This window comes from Ignavibacteriota bacterium (assembly GCA_016707525.1).
Taxonomy (GTDB): Bacteria; Bacteroidota; Ignavibacteria; order UBA10030; family UBA6906; genus JAGDMK01.
In genome coordinates this window covers 463,556-474,957 of sequence record JADJHP010000003.1, presented here as the reverse complement: position 1 = coordinate 474,957, position 11,402 = coordinate 463,556, and the positions used below count along the sequence as shown (strand labels likewise).

The window sequence follows — 11,402 nt, the reverse complement described above, 5'->3', positions numbered from 1 at the left end:
CGCGTCGTCATCGACGAGGTGAGGTGGAGGGGAACAAAGAGACAAAGACGGCGTGATCCTGCGCGAGACCCGCATCGGGGCGGGCGAGGTGTATCATCCCGAACGCGTCGCGGCCATCCGCTCGCGACTCAACCGGCTTTCCATCTTTCGCGGGTGGATGAACCCGAACTTTACATGGTCGGGACCTGGGGAGGTCTGCTCCTGCGCGTCGAAGAAGGGAAGACCAACACCTTTGACGGGATCGCGGGGTATGCGCCCGGCCTCAACCCCGGCGATGCGGGATACTTCACAGGCATGGTCACGATCGGGATGAGGAACCTCTTTGGTACCGGTCGCAAGATGAACCTCCGGTGGCAGAAAGAGGACCGGTTCTCGCAGGACCTGTCGGTGGGGTACGTCGAGCCCTGGCTGTTCGGTTTCCCGGTCAACGCAGGCGCGGATTTTCAGCAACGGCGGCAGGACAGCACGTATGTACGGCAGGCGGGGACATTCACCGTCGAGCTGATGGCGTCGGAAGAACTCTCGCTCAGCCTGTCCGGCACGACCGAAAGCGTCATCCCGTCATCCGATACCGTGACGGCGCGGGTTCCCCGGAGTTCCTCGCTCGGCGGCGGCGCGGAGGTGTTGTACGATACACGGGACGATAGCTATAGCCCTGGAGGGTGGCGCACGCTACCGCGCGGATTATCACTATGCGCGCAAACGCATTGCCGCGACGGCGTTCGCCCCGGGTGTCGATGCCAACGTGCAACGATTCGGCCTGGACCTCGAAGTGTACGTCTCGCCGTTCGCACGACAGGTGATCGCCGTGGGTGTGCACGGGCGTCAGGCGCAGGGCGGTGGCGTGGATGAAAGTCAGATGTACAGGTTCGGTGGCGCACAGACGCTCCGGGGATACAGGGAGAATCAGTTCCTTGGCTCCCGTGTGGCGTGGACGAACACGGAGTACCGCTTCCTGCTCGGGCGGAGATCGTTCGTGTACGGCTTCATCGATACGGGATACTATTTCCGGCCCGGCGACACGCGCACCGCGCTGCCTTCCACCGAGGCCTTTCACTATGGCTACGGACTCGGGTTGCGGTTCGACACGCCGCTCGGGAATATGGGTGTGAGTTTCGCCCTCGGCAAAGGTGATTCATTCGCCCAGGGGAAGATCCATGTGGGGGTGATCGGTGACTTCTGAGAAGAGCAAGCGGACAGGCCCGACGCTGCAGTATGAGAACGAGCTGTATGCACGAGGTGTGAAGCTTGTGGCGGGCGTTGATGAGGCGGGCCGCGGCCCGCTCGCGGGGCCGGTCGTTGCCGCTGCGGTCATCCTGCCCGGAGGGGTTCTTCATTCCCGGCGTGGATGATTCAAAGAAGCTCACGGCCGCGAAACGGGAGGCATTGTACGACGCGATCCTCGCTTCCGCGGTCGCCGCGGGCACCGGTATTGTAGGCCATGAAGAGATCGACAGCATCAACATCCTGCAAGCGACCTACCGCGCGATGCACCAGGCGCTGGCGGCGCTGGAGCGTCACCCCGGGCACGTCCTCGTGGATGGGAACCGATTCGCGGGCACGGGCATTCCATTCACCACGATCGTGGACGGCGATGCCCTGTCGCACTCCATTGCCGCCGCGTCCATCATTGCCAAGGTCACGCGCGACAGGCTCCTGTGCGACTATGACCGTTTGTATCCGGCCTATGGATTCGCGCGGCACAAAGGGTACGGCACGGCGCAGCACCGCGCGGCGATCCTTGCGCACGGCCCGTGCGCGATCCACCGGATCACATTTCTGTCCGGGATCCTGGCCGGCGTCCGGTCACAGGAAGAGGTCACGATCGTGGAAGGGGACGGCGCAGCGTGAATGGTCCGGGGGGGTATGGAGAGCAACTCGCCCGTGCATTCCTCGTCCGTGAAGGCTTCAGGATCCTGGAGATGAACTACAGGTTCCATCACGGTGAGATCGACATCATCGCCGAGGAGGGGGATGTCCTGGTGTTCTGCGAGGTCAAGACGCGCACCAACGACAGGTACGGGGCTCCCGAGCTCGCCGTGACCGCGCTGAAACAACGGCAGATCCGGAAGATCGCGCTCGGGTACATCACGGTGCGTGGCCTGCACGACCGTGTATGCCGCTTCGACGTGGTTGCCATTCGCCTGTATGCCGGGGAGCCGGAGATCCGGCTCCTCCGGGATGCGTTCCGCTGAGATGGTCCGTGCCTGAGCGATCAGGCCGCGACTGCTTGTGCAGGGCGGTTGAACCTTTTGTAGACTTCGAATGCGATGATAAGGCCGAGGGCCATCAGAACGGCCGCGACGATGCCGAGTGAGACATTCCCCGTGGGGATATACTGCCACACGAGCTGGTAGAACAGGGCTCCCTCGATGGTCACAAGCATGAAGATGCCCGGGATCAATGTGAACGCCGTGCGCCCCTTGAATCCGAACACATAGGCGCTGGCAACGAGGAGTGAGAGGGCGGCGATAAGCTGATTCGCGGCACCGAAGGCGGGCCAGAGAGTCTCGCCGCTGTGCCCGGTGGTGAGGAAGTAGGCAGCCACAAGGCCGATGAGGGTTGCGACATACCTGTTCGCGAGGACGGGAACCTTGCGGCCGGCGGTCTCACTGACGATGAACCGCGTGAGCCGTGCGCAGGTGTCCAGTGTGGTCAGGATGAATGCATTCAGCATCAGCACGCCGAACGCGATCCCGTACACAAGCGGGATCCCGATGCTCTCCATCACCCGCCCCATCGCTGTTCCGAACGTGATGTTCGGCCCCTTCTCGGAGAGCAATGACTGGAACACGAATCCCGGTGTCTCGCCAGCAGCAGGGGCGGCCCAGTACAGCACGCTGGCCATCAGCAGTATCACCAGCATGGCGAGCGCCCCTTCAGTCAGCATCCCGCCAAAAGCGACCTTGCGGCCGTCACTTTCCCGCCTCAACTGCTTCGCAGAGGTTCCGCTGGAGACCACCGAGTGAAACCCGGAGACAGCCCCACAAGCGACGGTGATGAAGAGGATCGGCCAGAGCGGGCCCTTCGCGCTGTCGAAGCCGGTGAATGCCGGGCCATTGATGGTCGGATGCATGACGATCAACGAGATGAACCCCAGGGCAAGTCCTGCCACAAGGAGGTACATGGAGAGATAGTCGCGCGGCTGGAGAAGAACCCATACCGGAAGTGTTGCCGCAACAAAGCAATAGATGAGCGAGAGGACGAGCCAGAAGTCATAACTCGCAGGGATCGGATAGTAGTTGCCAAGGACGACCAGCCCGGCAAGGATCACGAGCGCGATCGCCGTTCCCACCCAGACGTTCAGCCCCTTGCGATAGACGCCGATGCCAAAGGCAACGGCAAGGAGCATCAGGCCAACGGTCGGGATGACGATCGCCGGCTCCTGTGCCAGGGTCTGCGCGGTGAAGACCGCGAAGACCGCGATGACCAGGACAAGTGCGAGCCAGAGGAACGCGGAGAAGATCCACCGGGCAATGGGTGAAACATGCTGCTCGGCAATGTCGGCGATGGACACGCCCTTGTGGCGGACCGAGATCATCATCGCGGTGTAGTCATGCACGGCACCGATGAATACCGAACCCAGCAGGACCCACAGGAGCGCCGGCAGCCAACCGAAGAGCGAGTACGCCAGCATCGGTCCCACGATCGGTCCCGCTCCGGCTATCGAGGAGAAATGGTGCCCGAACAGGATCGCGGGTTGTGTCGGTACGTAATCGATATTGTCTTTGAGTGTGTGGGCGGGCGTGGGCACGTCATCAGAGGGATGGATGATCTGCCGGTCGATGACGTTGCCGTACCAGCGATACATAATGATGAACCAGGCGGCGCCGAGGACGCCGAAGAGTGCGGCGTTAAGCATACGATGATCTCCACTAGGGTGCGAGGGGGTCGGGCCGTGGGGCCCGAAGCACACGTATACTACTGAATTCCGGACGATGAGGCAACTGGTCGCGTTTCACCGGCTGTCAACCCGGGATCACATTCCGCGGCGTGCCGGCGATGAAGGCGCGGACGTTCTCCGTGACCTCGTGCATGAGCCGTTCGCGCGCCGCGGTGCTGGCCCAGGCGAAGTGGGGCGTGATGTGACAGTTGCGGGCCGTGAGGAGCGGGTTGCCGGGCGGCGGCGGCTCCTCGGAGAGCACATCCAAACCTGCGCCGGCGATCTCCCCTGCGTTCAATGCCGCGGCGAGCGCCCGCTCGTCCACGAGCGGCCCACGGCTGGTGTTGATGAGGAACGCCGTGGGCTTCATCATGGCCAGCCGTTCCGCATTGGCGATGTGTTTCGTCTCCGGCGTCAGCGGACAGTGGAAACTCAGCACGTCGCTCCGGGCGAAGGCGTCATCCAATGACACCGGCTTCATCTCCGGCATGGGCACCCGGCCCGACCGGCTGTACGCGATCACCTCCATTCCGAACGCCAATCCCATTCTTGCGACTGCGGCTCCGATACGCCCCGGCCCGATGATGCCGAGGGTCTTCCCGGCGAGTTCCACCAGCGGCGTGTCTGCAAAGCTGAAGTCCGCGCAGGATGACCACCGCCCCTCGCGCACTTCGCTGGTGTGATGCCCCATGCCATGCGTCAGATTCAGGATATGCGCGAAGGCCACCTGTGCCACCGACATCGTGCTGTACGCCGGGACATTCGTTACGACAACTCCGGCCTCCGCAGCGGCGATGTGATCCACGACGTTATACCCGGTTGCGAGCACGCCGATGTAGCGGAGAGAAGGAAGTGCTTTGATCGTCGGGCACGTCAGGAGCGTCTTGTTCGTGAGGAGTATTTCTGCCCCGGCTGCGCGCGCAAGTGTTTGATCAGCCGGGGTGCGGTCGTGCACCGTCACATCCCCGAGTCCCTGCAGCGGCGCCCAGCTCAGGTCGCCCGGATTGAGCGTGTATCCGTCCAGCACCACGATCTTCATTGCATCGCTTTCCGATAGTTCATCGAAAAATAGCCTGTTTTACGCGAAGACGCAACCCTACCACCCCGGCATGGAACGTTACTCCCCGCGCAAGCGTCTTACTGGTACAGCTAAACGTTGTTCTATGCTCACGATGTAAGGGAACGATATGAAAACGATACTGGCTCTTTCGATGCTCCTCCTGTTGACCTCGATGACGGTGGTCGCACAGGAAACCGGCACCACGACGCTGAGCGGGTACGTCGTTGACCAGCAATGTGCGGCGACCATCGGCACGAAAGCGGATGTGATGGATAAAGCGGCCGCACATACGAAGGAATGTGCCCTGATGGAAGATTGTGTGAAGAGCGGGTACGGGATATTCTCAGGTGGGAAGTACTACAAATTCGATTCCACGGGAAGCGCGACCGCCCACGCGGCAATTGAGAAGTCGAAGCTTTCCAAGGGGTTGTTTTTCATCGCCGTCGGAAAAGATATGAATGGCACCTTCCACCTCACCTCGCTCACAGAAGCGAACGCTCCCAAGAAATTGGAGCTTCTCCCAAAGGCGAAGTGATCCGGAGAGATCCGGTCACACCCGGAATACGATGACCGCTGCACCACCCGGGGGATGTGTATGGGTTGCAGCGGCCATCTGTGGGGTTCCGCTTCCTGCCTTCTTTCGTCCTCCTTCCAAAAGCATGACCTCAAAAGCCTTCCAGGAATCATTGCAGAAAACCCCCCATTATTGTATATTTGACAAACCATCCAGGACCACCCTTCATTGCCAAAACGGACTGACCTTCACTCCATCCTCCTTGTAGGATCCGGCCCCATCATCATCGGGCAGGCCTGCGAATTCGACTATTCCGGTACCCAGGCGTGCAAAGTATTGCGTGACGAGGGGTACCGCGTCATCCTCATTAACAGTAACCCGGCCACGATCATGACGGATCCGGACCTGGCGGATCGGACCTATATCGAGCCGATCACCCCGGAGTTCGTCGAAAAGATCATCGAACGCGAACGTCCTGACGCACTGCTGCCAACGATGGGCGGCCAGACCGCTCTCAATACCGCGGTGGCCCTCGCGGAAAGCGGTGTGCTGGCGAAGTATAACGTCGAGCTGATCGGCGCAAAACTCGAGGCCATCAAAAAGGCCGAAGGCCGCGAGCTGTTCAAAGAGACGATGGACAAAGCCGGGCTCGAAACACCACGCGGTGGATTCGTCCACTCGTTCGAAGAAGCGGAAGAGCTCGTGAAAAGGATCGGCTTCCCGATCATCATCCGGCCGTCCTTCACGCTCGGCGGCACGGGCGGTGGTACGGCGATGAACGCGGGCGAGTTCGAAGAGAAAGTGATGCACGGCCTCGAAGCCAGTCCGACCCACGAGGTCCTGCTGGAAGAGTCGGTGATCGGATGGAAAGAATATGAACTCGAGGTCATGCGTGACCTCAAGGACAATGTGGTGATCGTCTGCTCCATCGAGAATCTCGACCCGATGGGCGTGCACACCGGCGACTCGATCACGGTGGCACCGCAGCAGACGCTGACCGACAAAGAGTATCAATCGATGCGCGACGATGCGCTCAAGATCATCCGGGCCATCGGCGTCGAGACCGGCGGGTCGAACATTCAGTTCGCCGTCAACCCGCAGAACGGCCGCCGGCTGGTGATCGAAATGAACCCGCGCGTGTCGCGCTCCTCGGCGCTCGCGTCCAAGGCCACCGGCTTTGCGATCGCCAAGATCGCCACGAAGCTTGCCGTCGGGTACACGCTGGACGAGATCTCGAACGACATCACGAAACTCACACCCGCATCCTTCGAACCCACCATCGACTACACCGTGGTCAAGATCCCGCGTTGGGACTTCGTGAAGTTCAAGGGCGTGGATGAAGTGCTCGGCGTGCAGATGAAGTCCGTCGGCGAAGCCATGGCATTCGGGCGGACGTTCAAGGAAGCGTTGCAGAAGGCGCTCCGCTCGCTCGAGCAGGGCCGGCATGGGCTGGGCAGCGACGGCAAGGATCTTTGCGAGCCGCCGAAGCTCTCCCCGGCGGAACAGGAAGCATGGCGGACCAAGGTGCGGGATTTCATTTCTCTCCCGCGTCCGGACCGGCTCTTCTACTTGCGGTACGGTATGCTTCTCGGCATGGCGGACGCTGAACTCCATACGTTGACGGGCATCGACCCGTGGTTCCTGGCACAGATCCGCCAGATCGTGGTGATGGAGCAGAAGATCAAGGCCGCACCGGCGCTCGACCCGGTGCTCCTGCGCACGGCGAAGGAGTACGGGTTCTCCGACAAGCAGCTTGCGGTCCTGCGCGGCTCGGACGAAGCCGCGATGCGGAAGCAGCGCATCGCCGCCGGCGTCATTCCTGTGTTCAAAACAGTGGATACGTGCGGCGCGGAATTCCATGCCGAGACCCCGTACCACTACTCAACGTACGAGCAGGAGAATGAATCGGTCCGCACCCCCCGCAAGAAGGTCATGATCCTCGGCGGCGGCCCGAACCGTATCGGACAGGGCATCGAATTCGATTACTGCTGTGTGCACGGTGTGATGGGGCTCGCGGAAGAGGGGTACGAGACCATCATGGTCAACTGTAACCCTGAGACCGTCTCCACCGATTACGATACCACCGACAAACTGTACTTCGAGCCGCTCACGCTCGAGGATGTGCTGAACATCTGCGATCTCGAGAAGCCGGAAGGCCTTATCGTCAGTTTCGGCGGGCAGACCCCGTTGAAGCTTGCGAAAGCGCTCGAGGCGAACGGCTACAGGATCCTCGGGACGACCACCGAAGGCATCGACCTTGCTGAAGACCGCAAGCGGTTCGGTGCGCTCCTCGACGAACTCAAGATCGCCTGTCCGCCGTACGGAACGGCGTTCGACCTGGATGGTGCACTGGCGATCGCCAAACGGATCGGCTATCCGGTGCTCGTCCGTCCGTCGTATGTGCTCGGCGGCCGCGCCATGGAGATCTGCTACTCCGATGACGGCATCCGGGAGTACATGGGCAAAGCGGTGAACGTCTCCCCCGAGCACCCTGTCCTGGTGGACAGGTTCCTCGAAGATGCATTTGAATTCGATGTGGATGCGCTCTGCGACGGCACCGACGTGTACATCGGCGGCATCATGCAGCACATTGAAGAGGCCGGTGTGCATTCGGGCGACAGCGCCTGCGTCCTCCCACCGTACGCGGTCACCGCGGCACAGCTCCATGAGCTGGTCACGCACACCCGCCGCCTCGCACTCGCGCTGCACGTCGTCGGACTTGTGAACATCCAGTATGCGATGCAGAATGGTGTGGTGAGTGTTCTGGAGGTCAACCCCCGCGCATCGCGTACGACACCGTTCGTCAGCAAGTCCACGGGCGTACCCCTCGCAAAGATCGCCGCGAAACTCAAGGTCGGCAAGACCCTGAAGGGCCTCGGCATCCAGGGGTACTCCTGGGCCAAGCACGTGTCGATCAAGGAATCGGTCTTCCCGTTCAACAAATTCCCGCAGGCCCGCCACTTCCTCGGACCGGAAATGCGTTCCACCGGCGAGGTGATGGGGATCTCGGACAATTTCGGTGCGTCCTTTGCGAAGGCGGAACTGGCCGCAGGGACGACACTCCCGACGAGCGGGACGGTCTTTGTGAGCCTGAACGACAACGACAAGCAGGCGCGGGCGGTCAACGTCGTCCGTTCATATGTGCGGCTCGGCTTCAAGGTCATTGCCACCGAGGGGACCGCGGCATTCCTGACGGCGCAGGGCATCCGGAACCGTACCGTGCTCAAGGCCAGCGAAGGGACGCTCAACATCATCGATGTGATCCGGAACGGCTGGGTGCAGCTCATCATCAATACACCCCTCGGTCAGGTGTCGCGCCAGGACGAGCATGCGATCGGCCGTACGGCGTACGAGTACCGTGTGCCGTTCCTGACCACGCTCTCGGCGGCGGCATCGGCGGCGAAGAGCATCGAGCAGATGAAGAATCAGACGTTCTCGGTGATGAGCGTGCAGGAGTACCACGAGCTGGCACGGCAGGGCGGCGGTTCGCGCAAGCTGGAAACGCTCGAGGACTGCACACGCCTCGTCGAATTCATCCGCTCGTTCCAGGTATAGGGGATCCACGATCCTGGGGTTTGTGTGCCTCTCGCCAGGGCGCAAAGGCGCTAAGGGAAAGCATCCTTATGTCTTTGCGCCTTGGCGCCTTTGTGAGAGGCACTGTTCCTTACAGAAGTGAGCACGTAACCATAGGACATGTCTACCGGCACTACATATATCCTCGGCATCTCGTGCTACTATCATGATGCAGCAGCAGCGCTGATCAGGGATGGTGAGATCATCGCCGCGGCCCAGGAGGAACGCTTCACACGCGTGAAGCATGATGCAGGCTTTCCTTCGCATGCGGTCCGCTACTGCCTGCAGGAGGCACGGATCACCGCCGCGGACCTCGCCGCGGTGGTCTTCTACGACAAACCGCTGTTGAAGTTCGAACGCATTCTGGAGACCGCTGTGGGGTACGCCCCGCGCGGTCTCCGTTCGTTTCTTACCGCCATGCCGGTGTGGCTGAAAGAGAAGCTGTGGATCCCTTCGCGGATCAGGTCGGAACTCGACTTTGATGGTGAGCTCCTCTTCGCCGACCATCATGAATCCCATGCCGCCTCGGCATTCTACCCATCGCCTTTCGAGCGCGCCGCCATCCTGACGATGGATGGTGTCGGGGAGTGGACCACCACGAGCTATGGCCGCGGTGAAGGGAACAGGCTCACGCTGCTCGGTGATCTCCGGTTCCCGCATTCGCTCGGACTCCTGTACTCTGCGTTCACCTTCTACACCGGGTTCAAGGTCAATTCTGCGGAGTACAAGGTGATGGGCCTTGCGCCGTACGGCGAGCCGACGTATGTGCAGGCGATCTACGACCACCTCATCGACCTGAAACCCGATGGGTCGTTCCGGATGAACATGGCGTACTTCGACTACGGGCACCGGCTCAGGATGACGGGTGGGAAGTTCGATGCGCTGTTCGGCGGACCACCGCGCGCGCCGGAATCGCCCCTCACGCAGAGGGAGATGGACCTTGCGCGCAGCGTGCAGGAGGTCACCGAGGAGATCATGCTGCGCATGGCGCGGCATGTGCACAAAGAGACGGGTGAAGACTCTCTGGTGCTTGCCGGAGGCGTTGCGCTCAATTGCGTGGGCAACGGACGGTTGTTGCGCGAAGGGCCATTCAGGAATATCTGGATCCAGCCTGCGGCCGGCGATGCCGGTGGCGCGCTGGGTGCTGCCCTTGCGGTATGGCATTCCTGGTTCGATGGGGCGCGTACGGTGACGCCGGGAAGGGATGCGCAGAAAGGATCGTATCTCGGCCCTGCATTTTCGGACGACGAGATCCGGGCAACACTCGAGAAGTATGGGGCCGTGTCGACGCACACGACCACGGATGATATGCTGGGTCGCGTGGCGGGCCACATGGCGGATGGTGCGGTGGTAGGATGGTTCCAGGGACGGATGGAATTCGGTCCGCGTGCACTGGGCGCGCGCAGCATCATCGGCGATGCGCGTTCGAAGACCATGCAGTCCACCATGAACCTGAAGATCAAGTTCCGCGAATCCTTCCGTCCGTTCGCGCCTTCGGTGCTCCGTGAACGCCTGCCGGACTATTTCGCAATGGATGTGGACAGCCCGTACATGCTGCTCGTGGCCCCCGTGGTGGAATCGCTTCGCATTCCGATGACGGCGGAGCAGGAGAAGCTCTTCGGCATCGAGAAGCTCAACGTGCCCCGCTCGACCATACCCGCGGCCACCCACGTCGACTACTCGGCGCGGATCCAGACCGTTGCAGAAGCGGATCATCCGGTCTATTACAGGTTGATCAAAGAATTCGAGAAGCGGACCGGATGCGGCGTGATCATCAATACCTCGTTCAACGTACGCGGGGAGCCGATCGTGTGCACGCCCGAAGATGCCTACCGGTGTTTCATGCGCACGGAGATGGACTATCTCGTGCTCGGGAACTTCATCCTCGCAAAGAAGGACCAGAAGCCGTTGACGAACGACAGCGATTGGCGGAAGGAGTTCGCCCTTGATTGACGTGATCCCGACCGGTCCGCGCGAATGGCGGAAATTCGGACTCCTGTTCCTGGGTGTGTTCGCCCTTGTGGCAGGGTACCTCTTCTGGAAGGGTTCTCAGGGTTGGTGGGTGGGGGCCATTCTGGCCGTGGTCTTCGGTGGTACAGGACTGCTGGCGCCCTCGCTCCTCCGGTTCCCCCACCTCTGGTGGATGAAATTCGCGGGGGTGCTCGGATGGGTGAACACGCGGATCCTGCTTTCGGTCTTCTTCATCCTGGTGCTGACGCCGGTCGGATTGGTGATGAGGCTGTTCGGGCGCGATGAGCTCGGGCGGCGGTTCGAGAAGGGGAGTGCGACCTATTGGGAACGGCGCGAAGGACCGGCGCCGGACCGTTCGCGGTTCGAGAATCTCTTCTGAGTTGAAAAGCACGCACAGCAGT

9 protein-coding genes and 1 pseudogene are annotated in these 11,402 nt (G+C 61.5%); 8 read left to right on the top strand and 2 right to left on the bottom strand.

All coding sequences use genetic code 11. From position 1 onward, the window contains the following. The first annotated feature begins 174 nt into the window (after positions 1–174). From IPI01_08030 to IPI01_08015, 4 genes and pseudogenes are all read left to right on the top strand, one after another. Complete coding sequence (locus IPI01_08030; GenBank protein ID MBK7257735.1) at positions 175–852, top strand: BamA/TamA family outer membrane protein; 678 nt, start codon at positions 175–177, stop codon at positions 850–852. Further along, complete coding sequence (locus IPI01_08025; protein ID MBK7257734.1) at positions 746–1,183, top strand: BamA/TamA family outer membrane protein; 438 nt, start codon at positions 746–748, stop codon at positions 1,181–1,183. The genes IPI01_08030 and IPI01_08025 overlap by 107 nt, the downstream gene beginning before the upstream one ends. Next, positions 1,173–1,851, top strand: a pseudogene (locus IPI01_08020) (ribonuclease HII). Before IPI01_08025 ends, IPI01_08020 begins: the two are co-directional and overlap by 11 nt. Further along, positions 1,848–2,195, top strand: coding sequence for a YraN family protein (locus IPI01_08015; protein MBK7257733.1), 348 nt, complete (start codon positions 1,848–1,850; stop codon positions 2,193–2,195). The pseudogene IPI01_08020 and the gene IPI01_08015 overlap by 4 nt, the downstream one beginning before the upstream one ends. Positions 2,196–2,215: 20 nt before the next feature. Here the strand turns inward: IPI01_08015 and IPI01_08010 are convergent, their stop codons facing one another. Next, positions 2,216–3,862 (bottom strand): carbon starvation protein A, encoded by a 1,647-nt coding sequence (locus IPI01_08010; GenBank protein MBK7257732.1) that lies wholly within the window; start codon positions 3,860–3,862, stop codon positions 2,216–2,218. A gap of 106 nt (positions 3,863–3,968) precedes the next feature. Next, complete coding sequence (locus tag IPI01_08005; GenBank protein ID MBK7257731.1) at positions 3,969–4,922, bottom strand: D-2-hydroxyacid dehydrogenase; 954 nt, start codon at positions 4,920–4,922, stop codon at positions 3,969–3,971. 148 nt (positions 4,923–5,070) lie between these two features. Between IPI01_08005 and IPI01_08000 the strand changes: the two genes are divergently transcribed. From IPI01_08000 to IPI01_07985, 4 genes are all read left to right on the top strand, one after another. After that, the gene (locus IPI01_08000; GenBank protein ID MBK7257730.1) at positions 5,071–5,478 is read left to right on the top strand and encodes a hypothetical protein; all 408 of its coding nucleotides are present in this window, start codon (positions 5,071–5,073) and stop codon (positions 5,476–5,478) included. 207 nt (positions 5,479–5,685) lie between these two features. Further along, positions 5,686–9,012: a carbamoyl-phosphate synthase large subunit gene (gene carB, locus IPI01_07995; protein MBK7257729.1), complete on the top strand. Its 3,327-nt coding sequence runs from the start codon at positions 5,686–5,688 to the stop codon at positions 9,010–9,012. 138 nt (positions 9,013–9,150) lie between these two features. Further along, positions 9,151–10,983 (top strand): carbamoyltransferase, encoded by a 1,833-nt coding sequence (locus IPI01_07990; protein ID MBK7257728.1) that lies wholly within the window; start codon positions 9,151–9,153, stop codon positions 10,981–10,983. Continuing rightward, a complete protein-coding gene (locus tag IPI01_07985) occupies positions 10,976–11,380 on the top strand; it encodes a hypothetical protein (protein ID MBK7257727.1) in 405 nt (134 codons plus the stop codon). The genes IPI01_07990 and IPI01_07985 overlap by 8 nt, the downstream gene beginning before the upstream one ends. Positions 11,381–11,402 lie beyond the last annotated feature (22 nt).